General features: G+C 61.1%; 30 protein-coding genes. 7 read left to right on the plus strand and 23 right to left on the minus strand.

The features are described 5' to 3' along the window. Positions 1–2: 2 nt before the first annotated feature. The 17 genes from HL657_RS05260 to HL657_RS05340 form a co-directional block, all read right to left on the minus strand. A complete protein-coding gene (locus HL657_RS05260; protein WP_317295780.1) occupies positions 3–1,241 on the minus strand; it encodes a tRNA pseudouridine(54/55) synthase Pus10 in 1,239 nt (412 codons plus the stop codon). Then, the gene (gene trmY / locus HL657_RS05265; protein WP_317295781.1) at positions 1,241–1,810 is read right to left on the minus strand and encodes a tRNA (pseudouridine(54)-N(1))-methyltransferase TrmY; all 570 of its coding nucleotides are present in this window, start codon (positions 1,808–1,810) and stop codon (positions 1,241–1,243) included. Before trmY ends, HL657_RS05260 begins: the two co-directional genes overlap by 1 nt. After that, entirely contained in the window at positions 1,807–3,138 is a 1,332-nt protein-coding gene (locus HL657_RS05270; protein ID WP_317295782.1) for a signal recognition particle protein Srp54, read from the minus strand. Before HL657_RS05270 ends, trmY begins: the two co-directional genes overlap by 4 nt. Continuing rightward, positions 3,138–4,217: a signal recognition particle-docking protein FtsY gene (ftsY, locus tag HL657_RS05275; protein WP_317295783.1), complete on the minus strand. Its 1,080-nt coding sequence runs from the start codon at positions 4,215–4,217 to the stop codon at positions 3,138–3,140. The genes HL657_RS05270 and ftsY overlap by 1 nt, the downstream gene beginning before the upstream one ends. Then, the gene (pfdA, locus tag HL657_RS05280) at positions 4,217–4,675 is read right to left on the minus strand and encodes a prefoldin subunit alpha (protein WP_394804642.1); all 459 of its coding nucleotides are present in this window, start codon (positions 4,673–4,675) and stop codon (positions 4,217–4,219) included. The genes ftsY and pfdA overlap by 1 nt, the downstream gene beginning before the upstream one ends. Beyond that, entirely contained in the window at positions 4,668–4,859 is a 192-nt protein-coding gene (gene rpl18a, locus HL657_RS05285; RefSeq protein ID WP_317295784.1) for a 50S ribosomal protein L18Ae, read from the minus strand. The genes pfdA and rpl18a overlap by 8 nt, the downstream gene beginning before the upstream one ends. Before the next feature lie 7 nt (positions 4,860–4,866). Next, the gene (locus HL657_RS05290) at positions 4,867–5,529 is read right to left on the minus strand and encodes a translation initiation factor IF-6 (RefSeq protein WP_317295785.1); all 663 of its coding nucleotides are present in this window, start codon (positions 5,527–5,529) and stop codon (positions 4,867–4,869) included. Position 5,530: 1 nt separating this feature from the next. Further along, positions 5,531–5,794: a 50S ribosomal protein L31e gene (locus tag HL657_RS05295; protein ID WP_317295786.1), complete on the minus strand. Its 264-nt coding sequence runs from the start codon at positions 5,792–5,794 to the stop codon at positions 5,531–5,533. A gap of 4 nt (positions 5,795–5,798) precedes the next feature. After that, positions 5,799–5,951, minus strand: a complete 153-nt coding sequence (locus HL657_RS05300) for a 50S ribosomal protein L39e (protein ID WP_011844805.1) — start codon at positions 5,949–5,951, stop codon at positions 5,799–5,801. A gap of 19 nt (positions 5,952–5,970) precedes the next feature. Further along, positions 5,971–6,561: a DUF7411 family protein gene (locus HL657_RS05305; RefSeq protein WP_317295787.1), complete on the minus strand. Its 591-nt coding sequence runs from the start codon at positions 6,559–6,561 to the stop codon at positions 5,971–5,973. Beyond that, positions 6,561–6,899 carry a DNA-binding protein gene (locus HL657_RS05310; protein ID WP_317295788.1) on the minus strand — a complete coding sequence of 113 codons (339 nt, stop codon included), beginning with the start codon at positions 6,897–6,899 and terminating at the stop codon, positions 6,561–6,563. Before HL657_RS05310 ends, HL657_RS05305 begins: the two co-directional genes overlap by 1 nt. Positions 6,900–6,915: 16 nt before the next feature. Further along, entirely contained in the window at positions 6,916–7,365 is a 450-nt protein-coding gene (locus HL657_RS05315; RefSeq protein WP_317295789.1) for a 30S ribosomal protein S19e, read from the minus strand. A gap of 51 nt (positions 7,366–7,416) precedes the next feature. Further along, positions 7,417–7,677 carry a YhbY family RNA-binding protein gene (locus HL657_RS05320; protein WP_317295790.1) on the minus strand — a complete coding sequence of 87 codons (261 nt, stop codon included), beginning with the start codon at positions 7,675–7,677 and terminating at the stop codon, positions 7,417–7,419. After that, the gene (locus HL657_RS05325) at positions 7,674–7,991 is read right to left on the minus strand and encodes a ribonuclease P protein component 4 (RefSeq protein ID WP_317295791.1); all 318 of its coding nucleotides are present in this window, start codon (positions 7,989–7,991) and stop codon (positions 7,674–7,676) included. Before HL657_RS05325 ends, HL657_RS05320 begins: the two co-directional genes overlap by 4 nt. Positions 7,992–8,063: 72 nt before the next feature. Beyond that, positions 8,064–8,690 carry a phosphoribosylglycinamide formyltransferase gene (gene purN, locus HL657_RS05330; protein ID WP_317295792.1) on the minus strand — a complete coding sequence of 209 codons (627 nt, stop codon included), beginning with the start codon at positions 8,688–8,690 and terminating at the stop codon, positions 8,064–8,066. Positions 8,691–8,711: 21 nt separating this feature from the next. Next, complete coding sequence (locus HL657_RS05335; RefSeq protein WP_317295793.1) at positions 8,712–9,992, minus strand: hemolysin family protein; 1,281 nt, start codon at positions 9,990–9,992, stop codon at positions 8,712–8,714. Between the two features lie 95 nt (positions 9,993–10,087). After that, a complete protein-coding gene (locus HL657_RS05340) occupies positions 10,088–10,912 on the minus strand; it encodes a sugar phosphate isomerase/epimerase family protein (RefSeq protein WP_317295794.1) in 825 nt (274 codons plus the stop codon). A gap of 39 nt (positions 10,913–10,951) precedes the next feature. Here HL657_RS05340 and xseA point away from each other — a divergent pair, with 39 nt between their 5' ends. Together xseA and xseB are read left to right on the plus strand one after the other, a co-directional pair. Then, positions 10,952–12,199, plus strand: a complete 1,248-nt coding sequence (gene xseA / locus HL657_RS05345) for an exodeoxyribonuclease VII large subunit (RefSeq protein ID WP_317295795.1) — start codon at positions 10,952–10,954, stop codon at positions 12,197–12,199. After that, entirely contained in the window at positions 12,183–12,368 is a 186-nt protein-coding gene (xseB, locus tag HL657_RS05350) for an exodeoxyribonuclease VII small subunit (RefSeq protein WP_317295796.1), read from the plus strand. The genes xseA and xseB overlap by 17 nt, the downstream gene beginning before the upstream one ends. Positions 12,369–12,391: 23 nt before the next feature. On the opposite strand, the gene HL657_RS05355 is transcribed toward xseB, so the two are convergent. Together HL657_RS05355 and HL657_RS05360 are read right to left on the minus strand one after the other, a co-directional pair. Further along, positions 12,392–12,946 carry a PAS domain-containing protein gene (locus HL657_RS05355; RefSeq protein ID WP_317295797.1) on the minus strand — a complete coding sequence of 185 codons (555 nt, stop codon included), beginning with the start codon at positions 12,944–12,946 and terminating at the stop codon, positions 12,392–12,394. A 145-nt stretch (positions 12,947–13,091) separates the two neighbouring features. Continuing rightward, complete coding sequence (locus tag HL657_RS05360; RefSeq protein WP_317295798.1) at positions 13,092–13,532, minus strand: DUF371 domain-containing protein; 441 nt, start codon at positions 13,530–13,532, stop codon at positions 13,092–13,094. Between the two features lie 32 nt (positions 13,533–13,564). Here HL657_RS05360 and HL657_RS05365 point away from each other — a divergent pair, with 32 nt between their 5' ends. Continuing rightward, the gene (locus tag HL657_RS05365) at positions 13,565–14,155 is read left to right on the plus strand and encodes an HVO_0476 family zinc finger protein (RefSeq protein WP_317295799.1); all 591 of its coding nucleotides are present in this window, start codon (positions 13,565–13,567) and stop codon (positions 14,153–14,155) included. A gap of 4 nt (positions 14,156–14,159) precedes the next feature. Here HL657_RS05365 and HL657_RS05370 read toward each other — a convergent pair whose 3' ends face one another. Continuing rightward, positions 14,160–14,438, minus strand: coding sequence for a thioredoxin family protein (locus HL657_RS05370; protein ID WP_317295800.1), 279 nt, complete (start codon positions 14,436–14,438; stop codon positions 14,160–14,162). Between the two features lie 45 nt (positions 14,439–14,483). Beyond that, positions 14,484–15,182, minus strand: coding sequence for a hypothetical protein (locus tag HL657_RS05375; protein WP_317295801.1), 699 nt, complete (start codon positions 15,180–15,182; stop codon positions 14,484–14,486). Positions 15,183–15,340: 158 nt separating this feature from the next. On the opposite strand from HL657_RS05375, the gene HL657_RS05380 reads away from it, so the two are divergent. Together HL657_RS05380 and HL657_RS05385 are read left to right on the plus strand one after the other, a co-directional pair. Beyond that, the gene (locus HL657_RS05380) at positions 15,341–15,811 is read left to right on the plus strand and encodes an Hsp20/alpha crystallin family protein (protein ID WP_317295802.1); all 471 of its coding nucleotides are present in this window, start codon (positions 15,341–15,343) and stop codon (positions 15,809–15,811) included. 68 nt (positions 15,812–15,879) lie between these two features. Continuing rightward, positions 15,880–16,668, plus strand: a complete 789-nt coding sequence (locus tag HL657_RS05385) for a CBS domain-containing ParB/RepB/Spo0J family partition protein (RefSeq protein WP_317295818.1) — start codon at positions 15,880–15,882, stop codon at positions 16,666–16,668. Between the two features lie 252 nt (positions 16,669–16,920). Here the strand turns inward: HL657_RS05385 and HL657_RS05390 are convergent, their stop codons facing one another. Further along, entirely contained in the window at positions 16,921–18,099 is a 1,179-nt protein-coding gene (locus tag HL657_RS05390; RefSeq protein WP_317295803.1) for an NDP-sugar synthase, read from the minus strand. A 100-nt stretch (positions 18,100–18,199) separates the two neighbouring features. Here HL657_RS05390 and HL657_RS05395 point away from each other — a divergent pair, with 100 nt between their 5' ends. Beyond that, entirely contained in the window at positions 18,200–18,697 is a 498-nt protein-coding gene (locus HL657_RS05395; RefSeq protein WP_317295804.1) for a YkgJ family cysteine cluster protein, read from the plus strand. After that, entirely contained in the window at positions 18,690–18,950 is a 261-nt protein-coding gene (locus tag HL657_RS05400; RefSeq protein ID WP_317295805.1) for a hypothetical protein, read from the plus strand. The genes HL657_RS05395 and HL657_RS05400 overlap by 8 nt, the downstream gene beginning before the upstream one ends. Before the next feature lie 4 nt (positions 18,951–18,954). On the opposite strand, the gene HL657_RS05405 is transcribed toward HL657_RS05400, so the two are convergent. Beyond that, positions 18,955–19,290: a type II secretion system protein E gene (locus HL657_RS05405; protein ID WP_317295806.1), complete on the minus strand. Its 336-nt coding sequence runs from the start codon at positions 19,288–19,290 to the stop codon at positions 18,955–18,957. Positions 19,291–19,387 lie beyond the last annotated feature (97 nt).

Raw genomic sequence — 19,387 nt, forward strand, 5'->3', positions numbered from 1 at the left:
GATTACTCACCATACTCGTTTGCTGTTTTGACCAGCACCACATCGAGGCTGACAACACTTGCGGTGCGCCCCAGGATCTGGGCAAGGCTGGGCTGGGTTCTGCCGCTGTCACCCGATATCAGTTCTTTGATGTAGAGGCCAGCTTCGCCGACGACTTCGACCCAGTATCTGTCGTCTTCTTCGCCCGTACACCCGATATCGAGGACCTGCCGTTCCCGAACTTTATCTGCCCGTCGGTGTGACACCCTATTCGGGGTGCGCTGTCGTATCGTTACACCTTTTAACTGATCGAGGGCCGCTCTGAACTCATCTGGGGTTACAGAACCGTCGATCTCGACCAGGATCCTGTATTTTTTATGCGCTTTGTCGGATTTAAGGCTTTGCACCATCTTCCGGTCCGCCCATCCGGCGAGATGAATCTCCACCCGGCCGGCGGCAGTCCGGTTGATCTCCTCCTCGAGCTGAGCCAGGTCCACCGACCGTTTCCGTGGCGCCTCGATCTCCATCACGAAGGGGCGGCCCGTCCCGAGCATCCGGGCGTCGATATCCTCCCGGCCGGCTCCATGCAGGACGGCGTTCTCCGCGCTAAAAGCCTCGATCGCCGGCCGGCCGATCAGTTCCTCGACGGAATCGGCGTACTGCTTGCCGGTGAAGTTGCACTTCTCGCACCCGGCCCCCCGACACGCCCGGCAGTCCCAGTGGGTCTGGGGGATGCCGCGCTCGTACTTCAGGTACCGGCCGGCGAAGAAGACGGGGTTCACCTGCACCTCGACCGCGTCCTCGGCGAGGTCGAGGATCGCTACAACGTCGGGCTTCTTCAGGTCGGCCGTCTTCCCGGTGAGGAGCGAGACGGCCTTGCCCACCTCCCGGTTCATCTCCGCCTTCAGTGGTTCGGGGTCATGGAGGGCAAGATCGCTCCAGACCATCTCCTCGCTCTCCGTGACAAGCGGCGGCACTTTCGTTCCGATGAGGAACGTGCCGAACTCTATGCCGGCGAGCGCTTCGGCGACCCTCGCCGCCCAGACATCGATGCGGGAGAATTCGCCGCTGCAGATCCAGCAGGACTCCGGGTCCGGTTCGTGGTGCGGTTCGTTTGCCGTAAGCTCGTGCGCGATCCGGAGCGCACGGCCGCGCTCCTCGTTCGTCAGCCCAAACGACCGCTTGCCGAAGAAACGCCCGAGGCAGTGGTTGCAGATTTCGCCGTATCCAAGAATTGCTTCTACCTCTTCGATGATATCCATCAGGATTCCCTCCGGTCCATCTCGTTTAACAGAACAGTGATCGTGTGATCGGCATGCAGCGACCGCGGCCCCACCGAGTAGCGGGCATAATCTGCCATCAGCGCCTGCTCCTCGGGGGTGAAGTTGTGGTGGTCGGAGAGGATGCAGGACTCCGGGAGCGCCGGAGCGGTTCTGATATCCTCCCCCGCCTCGTCGAGGACCGCAAACGAGATCTCCCCGAGGAGCCTTGCGAGCCCGCCGCGGCGGACGTAGACGCCCGGAGTCGACTCCCGGAACTCGTCCCCGCAGGGGATCGAGAGCGCCTTCTTGATCAGGGCGGCGCTGCTCCGCTCGTCCGGCGAGAGGTAGCGGACCTCGGCACCGCGGAAGAGGACGGTCTTTTCAGGACCGGGCTCTCCGCAGAGGATGAGGAAACACTCGACGTCGCGCCGGAGGTCATGGGAGAGGAAGAACGAAGAGTTGATGCAGCGGCAGAGGACGTCCATCCTCCCGCCGCTTCCGGGCAGATCGTTGAGGCTGAAGGTGCCGCTCGTTACGGCAAGGTGGCCCACGACGGCAAACCGCTTCATCTACTGGGTCCACCGAACTTCTTCATCATGCGCTGCATGTTGAACTTGCCGCCGCCCATACCGCGCATGCCTTTTAAGGCACGCTGCATGATCTTGTAGTATTTGATGAGGTCGCGGACGTCTTCGGGCGTCACCCCGGCGCCCCGGGCGATCCGCTGGATCCGGGAGCTCCCGATCACCGACGGGTCGTCGAGTTCCGGGGGCGTCATCGAGTCCATGATCACCCTGTAGCGCTGCATCTTGGTGCTGGTGATGTCGTAGGCGTCGTCCGGGATCTGCATGCCGCCCAGGGGGAGCATGCTCATGATCTGTTTTAAGGGCCCCATCTTGTTCAACGCCTCGAGCTGCTTGTACATGTCCCGGAGCGTGAACTTCCCCTTGAGCATGGCGTTGACGTCGAGCTCCTCGGCCGAGACCGCTTCCTCCGCCCGCTCGACGAGGGCTCTTAAATCGCCCATCCCGAGCAGCCGGGAGATGAACCCGTCCGGGTCGAACCGCTCAAGGTCCTCGATCGTCTCGCCGCTCCCGATGAAGACGATACCGCTCTGCGTCTCGGCAACCGCCGAGAGCGCGCCGCCGCCTTTCGCGGTGCCGTCCATCTTCGTGACCAGGACGCCGTCGATCCCGATCGCCTCGTGGAACCGGCGGGCCTGCTCGCTCGCCTGCTGGCCGAGCGCCGCGTCGATCACGAGCCACCTGTGCTCGGCGTGCGAGATCTCGTTGATGTTGACGATCTCCTCGATCAGGTTCTCCTCAAGGGCGTGCCGCCCCTGGGTATCGATGATGATCACTTCGTAGAGCTTGCGGTATTTCGGGAGGCCTTCGCGGACGATCTTGAGCGCGTCGGGTTCGTTCGGGTCGCCAAAGCAGGGGACGCTGATCCGGTCGCAGAGGGTCTTTAGCTGGTCATAGGCACCCGGCCGGAAGGTATCGGCGCAGATCACCCCGACCCGCAGCCCTTTGCGCTGGAAGTAGCGGGCGAGCTTCGCCGTCGTCGTGGTCTTCCCGCTCCCCTGCAGCCCCGCCATCAGGATCGTCTGGGGCCCGAGCGCCACCTCGCCCGGTGTTCCCATCAGCCGGACAAGTTCCTGGTAGACGATCCGGAGAACGTGCTCCCGGACACCCATCCCTTTCGGGGGCTCCTCTTCGAGGGCGCGCTGCTTGATCGCCTGGGAGAGCTGCATCACGAGTTTGACGTTGACGTCGGCGGAGAGGAGCGCCCGCTGCAGGTCGCGCACCAGTTCGTCGACCGCCACGCGGTCAATCACTGTCTTGCCGGCGAGTTTCTTGACGGCATCTTTTAAGGACGTACCAAGGTTATCGAGCATCAGGCTTCACCCCCGAGAAGTTCGTTCACCACGGCCCGGGGCTGAAACGGCATGATATCGTCGTAGCCCTGGCCGGTCCCGAGGAAGAGGATCGGTTTTCCGACGGTATGCGCGACCGATATGGCCGCACCGCCCTTGGGATCCATATCCGCCTTCGTCAGGACGACCGCGTCGGTGCCGACGGCCTTGTTGAACTCGTCTGCCCGGATGACGGCATCGTTCCCTGCAACCGCCTCGTCGACATAGACGACGAGGTCGGGCTTCATGACCCGCCGGATCTTGTCGAGCTGGTTCATGAGATTCGCCCGGTTGTGGAACCGGCCGGCCGTATCAGCGAGGACGACGTCGATATCATGCGCCTTCGCGTACTGGACGGCGTCGAAGAGGACTGCGGAGGGGTCGGCGCCCGCCTGGTGCTGGATCGTCTTGATCCCGAGGCGGTCAGCGTGGGTCCGGATCTGCTCGATCGCACCCGCACGGAAGGTATCGCCCGCACCGATCACGACCGTAAAGCCGTTCTTCTGCAGGTAATGGCCGACCTTTGCGACCGTCGTCGTCTTGCCGGTCCCGTTCACGCCGGTGAAGAGGATCTTGACGGGGCGCTCGTGCTCGCGGATGTAGTGCGAGAGATCGAGACCTTCCCCCAGCACGCCGCAGAGCGCGGACCGCAGGGTGGAGGCAACCAGGTCATCGACCGAGGAGCCGATCTTCCTCTGCTGCCCCACGAGATCTTTTCGCATCCGGCCGATGATCTCATCCGTGACCGGGAGTGCGACGTCGTTTTCGAGGAGCACCATCTCAAGTTCAAAAAGCGGCTCCTCGATGTCCTTCTCCCGGAGGAGGACCTCCCGCTCCTGGACAAGAACCTTCACTTTTTTGAAAAATGTGGGTTTTTCCCGCTCTTTCTCGGGAACCTCCCCGGAGACCGGAGGCGCAGGCGTGACGCCGGACTCTACAGCCTCCGCTCCCTCCGGCAACTCCGTAACCGGCTGCTCCAGTTCGGCACCGGCAGCCTCCTCGATATTCGAGGCAAATTTTGTCCTGATATTCTGAAGTTTTTTCTTTAGGGAATCAAACATTATCTACTTCCGCCCTGGCCTGCCTGAGCCTGCCGGGCCCCCCGATAAGCCGCCTCGAGGCGCCGGGAGATCTCCGTTGCCTGCCCCTGCAACTGCTCGACCGAGCCTGCGACCTTCTTCGCCACAGCCTCAAGTTCGGTTATCCGATCCTCTAGATACTCCACTGCATCAGCGCTGGCCCGCTCGACCGAGACATCGGCCCCAATATTCACCAGGACATGCCCGGCATCAAGCACCTTCACCCGAAGAAGAGCCCCGCCCCCAATAGGGAGAAGAACAGGGCTGTCCTCGTTCTCCTGGATGGCCCGGAGGGTCTCGATGGCGGCGGCGGATTCAAGACGTTGCTGCTCGATCATGCTAAGCTGCTGCGTCAGGAGTTCTATCTGCTGCCCGTATTCGTTCAGGTACATCTGAAGAGTCTGTATCTCGCGAGGATCTGCCTGGTCCACGTCATTCACCAGCTACTACGTTAACCGACTCGATGGTGATATAACTTCTCTTCAGGCGGTGTTTGCTCCCGATATCCGCAAATATTTTCTCTTTTGCCTGGTTCTCATTCGGGGCGCAGATGACCTTGCGGTACGGTTTCCATTCGTTGTTTATCTTACACGCGCCTACAATTTCAAACGTCTGGTTCTCCATGACTGATTCACTCCAAAAACCCAAAGACTTCTTCTATTCGTCCCAGCTCAAACCCGGTCGTAACGGATCCTGCGATGTAGCCCTTACTGTTTGCAAGGAGCCCGGAGCCCACGAGACCGCTCCCCATGTTGACCGACCCGAGGCCGATCGGAAGGTCGACGACCCGTTCGAGATTCGTGATCTCCGTATCGTTGGTTCTCGTGTGGACGAGAATACCCTTGTTCGTCGCGGACCCGGCCATGCCGACGGTCTTGATACCGCCAAGCGACAACCGGATCACCGGCACAGAGAGGAACGACCCGATCTCTTCGGCGACGTCGATCTCCATATCGGGATGGACGGCAGCAACATAGTCGTTTGCGAGGATCACGTTGCCTGCCGCGTTCATGCCCTCCTCGAGCAGATATATGTCCCGGTACTCATTCAAGACCGCCAGTTCCTCGTCGGTGGCAAGGCCGCTGACGACCAGGCCCTGGCTGTTTCCGGAAACAAGCGAACCGATGATGCTGCTGCCCTGAATATAGGTGCTCACGATCTCGACATCGAGTTCCCGTGCAAGGGCTCCGGTGAACTCATCCGGAGCGCCGGGATACACGATCGCAATATCCTCAAATACGCGGGCGTACACGCCTATGTTCGGATCGCCGGACAGATCGATCGTCCCTGTCATCTCACTCCTCGGCGAGCTCGGCCTGGACCTGCCCGTCCTCGAACTTCATCGCACGGACGCGAATCTTGCGCGGGGGTTTCGAACTGCCGTTCTCCCAGACCTTCTCGTTGATGCTCTTATCGAGTTTGACATCCTCGCTCTTCATGTGCCGTACAAGGAACGCCCTGATGTCCTTGATGGCGGTGTTGCCCCGTTTCCATCGGGGTGCACGCTTCACCTCGCGGAGAGGGATGATATAGATATGTTCCTTCAATGTCTCTGCCATAGTCTTACACCTTCAGGGAGCTCCGCCTCCAGTTGCGCCGCTTCGGATGCGACGCAACCGCACGGTTGGTCTTGATCATCACCCATGCCGGCACGCGGCGGTTCTGCTCGCATGCCTTTGCCAGCCGGATCTTCCGGCCCTTCATTAACTTGCTCATAGTTCTCACTCTCGTATTCTCAGGTATCCTTCCTGCCGACCACCAGCGACTGCAGGTGGCCGGGCGGAAAGAACGACGCCGAATCGATACCGCGGGCGCGGAGCGCGTCCCGGATCTCACCTTCGTAGTCACCGTTCCCAATGCTGCCCGTCTCACCGTACCGCACCACAAGCAGCCGTCCAGAGAGGCGTTCCACCTCACGTTTCCCGTAGCCGAAGAGCGGCCGGACGTAGGAGCAGCCGGAGATCATCTCCAGATGCTGCACCTCAGACCGCTCGAGCCGGGGAACCCGGTCATCCCGGCGGGTGCCGTCGGCGACCACCGCATACTCAGCCGAGAGGATCTCGACCGCCATCCGGTGGACCATATCGATCGCGTCGTTGGGGTAGCCACACGTGAGAAGCAGGTCGACAGCCTCTTGAAGTAGATCTCTTCCGAGCACCCTCTTCTTGAAGGGCAGGTCCAGAGCGGCCGCTGCAGCCCGCACTTCCGGGACCTCGCGGTCGGGATCGAATACGCAGGTATTCAATTCCACACCGTAATCGCGCGCGAGCATGATTGCTGCGAGCGAACTATCTTTCCCTCCTGAGAAGAGCACACCCGCTTCCATTACTTCCGCGTAATCCTGAACTCTTTCTTCGACGGCGTCAGCTGGGCAAGCAGGGCTTTTAACTGCTCGTCGGTGATCCGCTGCCGGATCCTGCCGCTCTGCGCGAGCATCACCAGCTGCTGCTCGACCGCTTTCGCAAAATCCGGCCGGGTCAACTTGATGGTATTGAGCCGCTCCCTCGCTTCAGGTTCGAGGATCTCCATGAGGGCGGCACGGATCTGAGCATCGATCTGCTGCTGGCGTGATGCCTCTTCCTCCATGGTCTGCTGATCCAACGCCTGCCGTTGCATCTGTTCCATTTTTCGGCGGCGGAGTTCCGCGAGCTCGTCGTCTACCATCACCATACCTCCCGGATCAATATTTCGCAAGACCCGGCGCAACCGTGGTAGCCTGGGCCTTCATGCCGTTTGCAACATTGTCGAGGAAGGACCTGCCGGCCGCGGAGACCATGCGCCCCTCGCTTCCGTGGGAGACGTACCCGGCCTCTTCAAGCTGCTGGAAGATCTTTCGGACGATGGATCCGCTTCCCCGCCTGAACTTGTTGGGAGACGAGCCCCCGTCATACTTGCCGCCGTAAGCGGAGCGCATCCTCTGGGTACCGACCGGACCGTCGGTGTAGATACGCCGGAAGACCGCCGCTGCACGCACATACCACCAGTCGTCATTCTCGGGGGGCATCTCTTTATGTACCCCCGTCTTCGCAAAAGCGGCCCAGTCAGGGGGCTGAATCTGCGGGTTTTTCTTGAGTTCTTCTGCCACCTGCCGGATGAACATATCAGCAGGGATGTCGTATACAGTTGTCATAGATGAACCTCACTCTCGCTAACAGTCTTTACATATTCGTCCAGTGACGTTTTATATATTTCGAGAACCGCCTCCGGGAGAGGCACCTCGCCGCTCCGTGAGGACAAGCGTCCGCCCCCGGACTTCAACGAGAACCGCACCGGCCGATGCCGCCACCTCCTCAGGATTGACCTCGGTGTTCCTGAGCCATCTCACCTTGATGACCTTACGGTCTTTGAGCTGGCGCCGAATCTCATCGATCATAACGCTTGTGACGCCCCGTTTCCCCACCCAGATGGTGGGCTTGAGGTCCTGGAACGACTCTTTCTTCATGGTTGAGGCCTCCCGACCGGATACCGCGACCGGTGTCCGCAGGCAAGACAGGTGACGACCACGCGCCCCCGGTGAACCCGGACCCGGGCGTTCGATCCCGGGACCAGGTAGGTGTTGCACCGACGGCAGAAACGGCGTTTCAGCGGCCGTTCAATCCGTATCCGATGCCGCATGCCGATCTTGCGGGCCAGTTCCACACAGCGGTTACTCCAGGTGGGATTTTCCGGGTAAAACTCCGCGGCACGTGCAAAGAGGATAGCAATCCTCTCACGGGCGAGTCTCCGGGAGCCTGATTTTCGTGTAGTATCTGCCATGGTGCGATCCGTTTTTGTGGTGGGTCTTGAGATTGGAGGCGGGAGGATATATAAGAGGGTGATGGCCGGGGGTCAGCGGACCCGCACCCGCCGGCCGGCGACCACCAGGCGGTCTTCGCAGAAGAGTTTCACCGCAAGTGGGAGGGCTTCGTGCTCCTCGGCGAGGATCCGGTCGGCGAGCGTCGACTCGTCGTCGTCCGGGAGGACCGGCACGCACCGCTGGACGACGATGGGACCGGTATCCATCCCTTCGTCCACCAGGTGGACAGTGCAGCCCGCGACCTTCACCCCGTACTCGATCGCCTGCCGCTGCGCGTGCAGGCCGGAGAACGCCGGGAGCAGGGCGGGATGGATGTTTATCATCCGGCCCGAGAACTCGCGGACGATCCCGGCCCCGAGGATCCGCATGTAGCCGGCGAGGACGAAGAGGTCCGCCCGGCAGCCGCGCATCGCGGATAAAAGTGCCTCCTCGTATGCGGCCTTCGAGGGGAACCGTGCATAGTCGACGACCGTCACCGGGATACCGGCGTCTTTCGCCCGCTCTATCGCGTACGCCCCGGGGTTGTCAGTGACGAGGCCGACGCAGATACCCGGGATCGTTTTGGCCGCAACGGCGTCGATCACCGCCTGAAAATTCGATCCTCTCCCCGAAGCGAGCACTGCAATCCGTTTCTTTTGAACTGGTGTTTCTGGTTTCATGTTATCGTTTTCCCTGATACCTTACCGAGAACCTTCCGGCACAACCGGGGGCGCGGTGATCAGTTTCACCTTGACGATCCGCCGGCCCCGCATCTGCATCACCACCAGCGTTGTGTTGCTCTCCTCGATCTTGACCACCTCACCGCGGCGGGGGATGTGCCCCAGCCGGTCAATGACGAGGCCGCCGATGCTCTCGTAAGCATCCGTCAGTGGGAGTGCCAGGTCCAGATCCTCGTTGAGGTGCTCAACCCATGCCCGCGCGTCGACCAGGTAGACGCCGTCCTCGACCTGCTGCACCTCGGGCTCCTCCTCGTCGAACTCGTCCATGATCTCGCCAACCAGTTCTTCGAGCATGTCTTCGACCGTCACGATCCCGGCAAACGACCCATACTCGTCGAGGACGACCGCCATGTGCTGTTTCTTCACCTGGAGTTCCTTCAAGAGTTCGTCGATCTTCTTGCTCTCGGGGACGAAGTAGGGATCGTACATCAGGTTCCTGATCGTCGCGCTTGTCTGCTGGCGGAATACCGCCGAGAAGACGTCCTTGACATTTAAAAGCCCGATGACGTTGTCGATGTGCTCGTGGTAGACCGGGATCCGGGAGAAGCCTGTCTCGTTGAAGAGGGAGAGGGCATTCTCGAGCGTGGATATGTCCTCGATCATGACGACGTCCACCCGGGGCGTCATCACCTCGCGGACCGTCGTGTCTCCAAAGCGCAGTACGGAGTAGAGCATATCCCGCTCCTCCTCCTCGATGGTGCCCTCCTCCTCGCCGACGTCGATCCATTCCTTGATCTCTTCCTCGGTGACGACCGGTTCGGTCACGCCGGGCCTGAAGGCGAACTGCCGCTTGATGCGGTCCGCGACCCAGAGCACCGGGTAGAGCACCCTCGAGAGGTAGAGGATCGGCCGGGCGACGCGGAGCGCGAGTGCCTCGGTGTGCCGGGAGGCATACATCTTCGGTCCGATCTCGCCGAAGAGCAGCATCAGGATGACCGTGACGCCGGTCGCTATCCCGATACCGACATCGCCGTAGATGGCGATGGCGATCGCGGTCGCGAGCGACGCCGCGGCCACGTTGACGATGTTGTTCCCGATCAGGATGGTGATCAGGAGACCGTCGGTCGATCGTTTCAGTGTATCAAGCGCTTTCGCTCCATTTCGACCCTGATTTAAGAGGGCGCGGACTTTCGCCCGGGTTATCGATATGAGGGCGACTTCCGAACTTGAGAAGAAGCCCGAAAGGAGCAGACAAACAATGAATAAAATGATCTCTATAGTTAGAAGGTCTACGACTACCATTTACTCCACGCCGCATCACGCGGCAGCATCCGGTATTGATTGATTGCCGGCATTTTATGAATTATGTCGTGGGCAGATGTTATAAAACCAGCGCTTCAGGAGAATATCTCTTGTAATGCCTCCGATTCCTGCATCAGGAGTACAACCTTCTCTTCGGATGAGAGGGGTCCCGGAAAAACCATGTCCTCGAGTTCCAGGGTGAGGTATCCCCCGTAGCCCCGGTCGGCAAGTTCCGTAAGCACCCGGGTCGCGGGCGGGTCGTCATGGATGGGGTGGTGGGGGCGCCCGTTCCCGCCAAGGGCGCTGACGTGGACGTTGACCATCCGTTCGATGCAGAGGTCGATGAACCGGATCACCTCGTCGCAGGAGGCCATCATGGCGTGCCCCATATCCAGCGTGAACCAGAGCCAGGGTTCACGCTCGAGCACCTCGGCCGCATCCTCTGCCGTGGAGAGCAGGGAGTTGACCCGCGGCTCCAGGTTCTCGATCGCCACCTTCACCTGCGCCCCCTCCGCCGCCTCCCGGAGCCTGGCGATGTAATCATCAAACCGCAGGTAGTCGTAGGCGCTCGGCGGCCGTTTCGCCGTCCTTCTCCCGGGGTGGACGGTGACCACGCCAGCGCCCATCCGGTCTGCCGTCCGAACCGCTTCGACGGTGTACTCGACCGATATCTCGGCGACCCGCGGGTTGATGGAGCAGGGGTTTAAGTCCAGCGACGGGGCGTGAATGGTGATCGGCGAGAGTTCCGGGTGGCCGGCGATACACCCGGCGAGTTCGTCTTCCGGGCGATCGCGAAGCCAGAAGTGCGGCGTCTCGACCCAGAACTCAAGCGAATCAAGGCCGGACTCGGCCACGTAGTCGAAGATATGATCGCAGGGATACTCGTGGAAGAACATCGTCGAGACAGCGAAACGACCCATAACACTACTTGATATAAACCATCGGTCTAATAGATTGTGATGATGCTCGGCGGTCATTCCACCGGTCCGGAGCGGTTCGGCACCCCGATTCTCGCAGTCTCAGAGGTCTCGGGGCTCATCTGCGGCCTCCTTGACGACGCCCGCCTGCACCAGATCTGGGTGCGGGGGGAGGTGACCAACTACAGGGATCACACCTCCGGCCACCGTTACTTCTCGCTAACTGAAGGAAACGGAAGGAGTTCGGCACTGATCAACTGCGCCATGTGGCGTAGTTACGCATCAGAACTCGCGTTCGAGCCGAAAAACGGGATGGACGTCCTCGCCTGGGGGTCCGTGGAGGTCTACGAACCCCAGGGCAGGTACCAGTTCATCGTCCGGGAGATGCACCCCGCGGGCCTCGGTGAGCGCCACCTCATGGTCGAGCGCTGGAAACAGGAACTCGACGCGGAGGGGCTCTTCGATCCCGGACGGAGACGGGCCTTGCCCACGTTCCCGCAGCGGATCGGTGTGGTCACCTCCAGGACCGGCGCGGCGCTCGCAGATATCCTCTCGGTCATCTCCCGGCGGTATCCGGCCGAGGTGGTCCTCTCCCCGACGGCTGTCCAGGGCGGGGGGGCGCATATCGAAATCGCGGAGGCGATCCGGCGGATCGACGGGCTCGTGGACGTGATCGTCGTCGGGCGTGGGGGAGGGAGTTTCGAGGACCTCTTCCCCTTCAACCACCCGGACGTCGTGCGGGCCGTTGCGGCGTGCAGAACACCGGTGATCAGCGCCGTCGGGCACGAGGTGGACACCGCCCTCTGCGACTTTGCTGCAGACCTCCGGGCGCCGACGCCTTCCGCAGCGGCGGAGCGGGCGGTGCCGGAACGCCGGGAGGTGCTCCGGGAACTTGCCGGGTGTGGGGAGAGGATGGAAGCGCTCCTCCTCCACCGCCTCGCCGCCTCACAAAACGAGGTCGAGGACCTGCGGGGGCGCATGCACCCCAGACGGCTCGCGCGCCGCATCAACGAACGGATGCAGCGCCTCGCGGAGCATGAGGAACTGCTCAGGCGGGCGGCGGTTACCCGGGTGCAGCGGGAACGCTCCGCCCTCGCGGAGATCCGCGCAAGCCTTGCGGGGCACAACCCGCTCGCCGTTCTCGACCGGGGCTACTGCATCGTCGAGTCGGGGGGGAAGATCGCGAGAAGTGTCGGCGACCTTGAACCGGGCGAGCGCGTGGCGCTGAAAATGAAGGACGGCCGGGCGAGCGCCGTCGTGGAGGAGATAACGTATGACAGAGACATTTGAAACGATGCTGGAAGAACTGCGGGGGATTGTCCGGAAACTCGAAGACGGCGACACGAGCCTTGAGGAGAGCATTGCCATCTACGAACGGGGCGCGCTTCTCGTCAAACAGTGCGAAGACCTCCTCGGCACGGCTGAGATGAAACTTACGGAACTCGGCCGGGACCGGTAGAGCCCGGTCTGCCACCGGACAGCCTATTCTCTCCTTCTCTTCCCGGATACATCCCAGAACACCCAGAGGAGTTCGGGTGCACCGCTGCCGGGGTCGTACGAGGTCGAAACCGCCACGGCAGCCGGAATGGGGGTTCCATCGAATCGGGTGAGTGAAAACTCCTGCACCGGGACTTCTTCACCCCGGGAGAGCGCTGCAACCGCCGACCGGAACGCCGGGATGCTTTCCTGGTTAAGGTACGCATCGAGAGGTGTACCCTGCATGAGGCCGGGAGCACGACCGAACAGGGTGCCCGCCGCCCGGTTCGCCTCCAGGATGACACCGTCCTTCCCGGTGCAGAGGCAGCCGGCAGGGAGGCGGGCAAACCGATCCCGGTACCGCCGGCAGCCGATGTCGACACTCCGGATGCCGGCGATCAGCTCATCGACCAGATCGTAGATCTCGGCAAGGCGGGATTTCTGCAGGAGCAGGTCCTCTGCGCGAACGGCTCCATCTCCTGCCCTGATCGGATGGAGGAGGCGATCGAGCTCCTCCAGGTCTTCAAGAAGGTCTTCGAGCGCCGGGGTCAGTAGTTGCATACCTGACCAGTTTCCCGCGCTGTGAACGCATAAACCTATCTCTGGCGGCATCGCGGGTGGGCATACGGGTTTCCCGTGCAACATAGGAGCACCGGCAACCGCACGGGTTTCGCGAGTCGCACCTGGCGGTGCTCAAACTCCGGTCCTACGGACAGTCGTTCTCAGGAATCTCTACCTCGAGTTCAACGACCAGGTCCTCTCCCCGCTGGAGCGCCTCGATGAACGCCCGGGGGAGGGTCGCCGCCACCCGGTTGGAGCGGATGCCCACGGTTCGGTCCGAGATGAAGTCGCTCCGCCGCCAGACGAGGTCGGCAGGGTGGTCCAGGGTGAACGCCGCGCTGCCCCCTGAGCGGACCTCGATGGTCTCGCCCCCTGCGGTAAGCCGGGTCGTGAGCACTGCCCGGTCATCGCGGAGCAGCTCTTTTAAGCCAGGATCGAGGTCTGCGGCGCCCTTATCGGCGGCGACGCCGATGATGCAGTCGCCGGCTGCGGTCAGCGTCTCGTCTTTTGTCACCTCAAACGTCGTCGGATGGGCCCCCCGGACCAGCGGGTGCCCCCGTGCCCGCACGATATCCCTCGCCTTCATGCTTATTAGGAGAGGGATGCTATTGCTAATGAATGATTAGCATCGTTTGCCCCGTCTGTAAAGAGGAGTGCGAACACCAGATTCTTCGGGAAGCCGCCGAACTGGTGGTGCAGTGCAGTGAGTGCGGCCAGGTCCACCGAATACCGAAGCCGCCTGAGCCGGAGATCCTCACCATCAAAGCCATCGTGAGCCATGAAACTGAATCAGTGGTCTGCAGCGTCGAGATGCTCGCCGACGAGGTTGTAAGCCTCGGGGACCAGATCGCCGCGGAGTGCGAAGACGAGGTCTTCGGGGTCGAGGTCACCGGCATCGAGGCCGGAGCAAAGCGGGTCCGCCGGGCGGCGGCCGGCGAAGTGACGACCCTCTGGACCCGCGGAATCGAGCAGGTCGTGGTGAAGGCGTCGATTCACACCGGGCGCACGACCCTCCCGCTCTATCAGACCATGGAAGGAGAGGAGGAGTTTATCGTCGGGGAAGCCTACACCTTCGCAGGCCGGCGGATCCGGATATCGCACATCAAACTCCGCGACGGCCCGGTTCTGCGAAAAGAAGGATGGAAGACGGTAGCCCGCAGGGTGAAGCGGATCTACGGGTATCTCGAGGGACGCTACCAGAGGCGGTGATCTCTCACCGGGGCAGGGGTTTCTGCAGGTGGCGCCGGATCGCGGCCTCGAGGTCTTCACGGTGGACAAGCCCTTCCATCCGCTCCCTGACCTCGTCGCCCTCGAGGACAAGGGTCGTCGGCGTCACCCGGAGGTTGTACGTTTTGATGTAGTGTGGGTTCTTCACGGCATCGATCTCTTCTATCTCGATCCCGAGAACCTTTTCCACCTCGCGAAGAATCGGGGTCTGCTCCTCGCACCCCATGCAGCCTTCCTGGTAGAAACTTATCACTGTTACCGCCATATATGGCAGAAAGCAGGGAGACTATAAAAAACTGTGGGGGTGCCGTCACCCCGTTATGCCGCTGAGCGTGACCCGGGCGCTGCCGTAGCGGTGCGTGATGACCAGCGAGTCATCAGTCTTGTCGACGACCTCCCCGAAGCGCAGTGCCGCGGTCTCGTTGGTCTCGTTGCCGAGAGGAATGTCCGGCGACGCTGCCAACCCGAGCGGGACAAGGTCGCCCACTTTCGTATTCGTGAAGTTGAGGCCGATGCCGTTTGCGTCCTCCACGCTCAGATTCATCTCAAGGTCGTTTACGCCGTAGGAGAAATCGATAGTTTTCGTCTCGCCGGCCTGCATCCCGACGAGCCCCACGGAGATGGCGTTGGTCTCGAAGCCCAGCAGGCCGAAGCCCGAGAAGCCCGTGATCTCAGGATACACGATCGGCATGACGGCGATGTTCTCACCCGAGACCTGTGCGCCGACGGGCATCTCCAGGCCGTAGGTCAGGAGGACGAAGTTTCCCTTCTCGTACTCGCTTGCAAGGAGGTTCTGGTCGGTCGTGATGAGGGGGCGCCCGTCCTCGTCGAGAATGGTGTAGCCGATCACCGCCGTATTTCCCACCTGGGCGGTCGGCTTCTTCTCAAACATCGGGGCGAGGTACGTCCCCACCATGGCGACCGCCACGAGCAGGGCGATTCCCACATAGGCCCATTTCATCCATGGCGCGGTATCGCTCTTGGGTGTCTTCTGCTGTGACTTTTTCATTACGAGTACAATCGCCGTTTGGTGAAATAAAATGATATTGTTCTGGAGGGGAGAAGGTGCATCAAAGAATAGATATATATTACAGCAACACTACCTTAAGGTTAGCCCTAAGCGACCTGCTCGCCTCAGGGCAATACACGTAGATAGGAGCGATTACAATGGCAAGAATCGAACGAGGACCATACCGGACGATATGGCAGGACTTCGACGACCTCATGGCCGAGATGGAGAGCAGGTTCCAGTCCATGCTCGGAGGAATCGGCGCACGGGGAGAAGAGGTCAGGGGCCGCGTCGTCCCGGCAGTTCGTGACTTCCGCATAGATGTCCGGGACCACGAAGACGAAGTAATCGTTGTTGCCGATCTTCCCGGCGTCGAGAAAGAGAACGTCGCCGTCCGGCTCAGCGATCCCCAGCACCTGGAGATCACCAGCAGGCGGACGGGCGAGACCGAGGAGGAGACCAGGGACTTCTTTATGCGGGAGCGTGTCTACGGCCAGATGAGCCGCACGGTGCTGCTTCCTGCCGAGGTGACCGAAGAGAACGCCGCAGCCTCATTCAAGAACGGTGTTCTCGAGGTCCGGCTGAAGAAAGCGCCGACCGAGACCGGGACTACAATCCCCATCGAATAACCCTATTTTTCATGCCGATAGCTATTTCAACCGAATAATTCATGTCGAGCCAGCGTGACACTATCATGATGGATAAAAAGAAGGTCAAGGATTACATGACCTACGACGTCGTCACCGTCGACGCACATGGAACGATCCGGGACGTCATCGAAGCAATAAAAAATACGCATCACGACGGCTTCCCGGTCGTGGAGAACTCAAAAGAGGTGGTGGGTTACATCTCGGCGCGGGACCTTCTCTTTGTCCATCCGTCGACACCGATAGAGCAGGTGATGTCCCGCCACCTCATCGTCGCCGACCCCGATATGAGCGTGAACGATGCAGCCCGCGTCATCTTCCGCTCCGGCATCCAGAAACTCCCGGTCGTCAACGAAAAGAACGAACTCATCGGGATCATGTCGAACGCCGACGTCATCAGGTCCCAGATCGAGCACGTCTCGCCGGAGAAAGTCTTCAAGTTCATCGAGACTCTGAAAAAACTCTACGGGGTCGAACCGACCCTGAAACGGGGCTCGGTCCCGATCAACGACCTCCTGCCCACCCAGTCGAAGATCTATGAGGACGAACTTGAGGGAAGGATGTACGAGATCAAGAAGGGGCTCGCCGAACCCCTGATCGTGGTCCGGCGGCCGGGCCGCTGGATCCTGGTCGACGGCCACCACCGGGCGATCGCGGCAAAACGGCTCGGGATCACGAACCTCGACGCCTACATCATCGAGGTCCGGGAGAACATCGAGCTCGGTATGGAGCGGACGGCACGGACACTGAACCTCAGCACGCTCGACGACATCAAGGTGCTCGATTACGCCCGCCATCCCCTCGTCGCACTGACGCACCGGCTCGTGCGGCACGGTTAGTGCTCCAGAACGTCCAGATAATCCCACACACCCCGGGTTGCCGCTTCGTGCGGGCGGTATCGGCGATCCGTCTCACGCGAAGGACGCGAAAGGAAGACGCAAGGGCAGCAATCACACAGTCTTCGCGTGCAACCATGCCGGCATCCACTTGCCCCTCACGTGCCAGGACCCCTGACGCTCTCCACGGCTAAAGCCGGGGGCTTTCTTGCACCCCTTGAACCCCGGATCTGTGAAATAAGGTGGAATAACCCGCTACGACCCTTCGGTCCGGGTATCGTAGTCCTCGTTTAAGACGTGCTCTTTGACCACCGTCCCCTCCGGAACGATCACCTCCGGCCAGAGCCGGGTCCCGGAATGGACGACCACATTGTTTTTCAGCACCACGTGCGGCCCGATGACCGTGTCGTGCTCGACGTTGCACCCGCTGCCGATGAGCGTATCGTTGTCGATGATGCTCCCGCTGACGGTGGTGTCACTCCCGATCACCACCCGGTTGTAGATGGACGAGGAGAAGATCTTCGCGCTGTTCTTGATGATGCACCCCTCTCCGATGCTCGTATACGGCCCGATGACAACGCTCTCCTCGATGATCGTCCCGGCGCCGATCGATACCGGCCCGATCACCCGGGAGTTCGCCGCAACCGAGACGCAGCTTCCTATCTGCGCTGGCCCCATGATACGGGCGCCCTTGATGTAGAGGTCGCCGGAGATGTTGGTGAACCCGATATCCTGCAGTTTCCACCGTTCCGCTTCCCGTAGCGACCTCGGGCTCCCCACATCGGACCAGTTGCCGCGGGCAAGCCAGGCCTTCAGGGGATAGCCCTCCTCCATCAGTTCGGGGAAGAGGTTCCGGGCGAAATCGAACTTCTCGCCGGTCGGGATATGGTCGAATACATCGGGGTCGCAGACGTACATCCCGGTGCTCGCGAGATTTGAAAAGATCTCTCCGGGACTCGGTTTCTCCTTGAACCGTTTGATCTGGTAGTTCGCGTCGATCTCGGCGATCCCGTACTCGGTGGGATCGTCGATGCTTATGAGCCCGATGGTGGTGATCGAGTCGTTTGCGAGATGTTCGCGGTAGAACTCAAGCAGATTTAAGCCCACTACATGATCGCCGCCGACGACAAGGAACGGCTGTTCCTCAAGGTATTTCTGGGCGTTCTTGACGCTGCCCGCCGTCCCGAGTTTCGTCTTTTCATGGACATAGGTGACGTTGACCCCGAAAAGCGACCCGTCCCCGAGGGCCGCTTCGATGGCCTCGCTCATGTAGCCGAGCGTGATCACCACGTCGTTGAACCCGAGGTTCGCCAGGTGTGAGACCAGGTGCTGGATCGAGGGTTTGTTGACGATCGGAATACAGGGTTTAGGACGCCCGAATGTGAGGGGGCGGAGCCGTGTGCCCTCCCCTCCGCACATTATACACACCTTCATGCCACTCCATTGTATGCATATCGATTTAACCCTATTGGGGTGATGCAGCGCCCCGTTCCCGAACCTTTATTCATCGTTGCACGAAGACCCTACAGAGACGATGACAGCGTTTGAATGTACGCTCTGCGGGAAGTGCTGCATGAACGCAGGCGGCCAACTCATCGAGATCGAAAAAAGGCTCACCAGCCGGGATTATCTCTGCCGGCAGAAGGTCGTCGGCGGGACATTTCGCGCCCGGGTCGAGGAGCGATTCCTCGATGCCTTCAGGGACACCGCCGAAAACGATGCGCACCCTTCCTGGTGTCCATTTCTGCGAGGCCTCCCGGGAGAAGAGGGGAAGTATATCTGCACCATCCACGACAGTCGCCCGCTGATCTGCCGGTCCTACGTCTGCTGTGCCATGCGGATCTTCGCCCCCGACGGCCGGGAGGCCGGGAAGGTGAAGGGGAGGAGGAGCCTCGATACTGAAGACGCAGTTCTCCGCCGATGCTGGGAGGAGTCAGTGGTACCGCTCGGAACCGACGACGACCTCGTCTGGCGGAGCGAGGTCGCCGGGATTCTCGGCCGTGCAGGCTACCGGGTCGAAGCTTATGAATGAGCCCCGCCGCCTCCCGGTTGTCCGGGGCCGGGTGCAGTGCACACAAAACGAGTCCGTTCCCGTCGACCTGTGCAGGCTCTGCGTCCACTCCGCTCTTGTCGTGGTCAAAGGAAGAGAACTCCCGTCACCGGCACGGGCCTACTGCAGCCGGTGCCGCGATGCGCCCAGCGTCGATATGACGAAGGTTGAAGCAGTCGTCTGTGATGACTGCTCCGGCGAGGGATTCCGGAGCATCGCAAATATCATCAGTTAGCGGATCACTTCCGCCAGAACTCCCAGGGGTGTTTCGTCTGGAACGGAACGCCCTTCGCCTCTTTATTCCAGTCGGTCTCGATCGTGTGGTGGACCAGCCGGACTTCGTTGCGGAGCTCGGTAAGAACCTCTTTGACGTCCTTGAGTTCTTGCTGGAGGTGGTTCAACTCTTCAAACGAGCGCTGCTGCCGCACCGTCACCGTCCCTCCGTCCTTACAGGCAAGGCCGGCCTCGATCAGTTCGAGAATCGCCTCGTTCCGGTCGAACGCGTGCTCCCTGGCAAACTGGTCGATCTGCTCCATCAGGTCGGGATCGAGTGCAAACGAACATCTCATTACCATAAGCCGTCCACTCCCAATATTGTACCTGTCTGCTGATTATAATGTCTGCCGCACCGAGTATGGTGCAGCCCTCCGCGAGAGAGAGCTTGCGCTCCCC

The sequence above is a fragment of the Methanoculleus nereidis genome (assembly GCF_032944295.1).
Lineage (GTDB): Archaea > Halobacteriota > Methanomicrobia > Methanomicrobiales > Methanoculleaceae > Methanoculleus > Methanoculleus nereidis.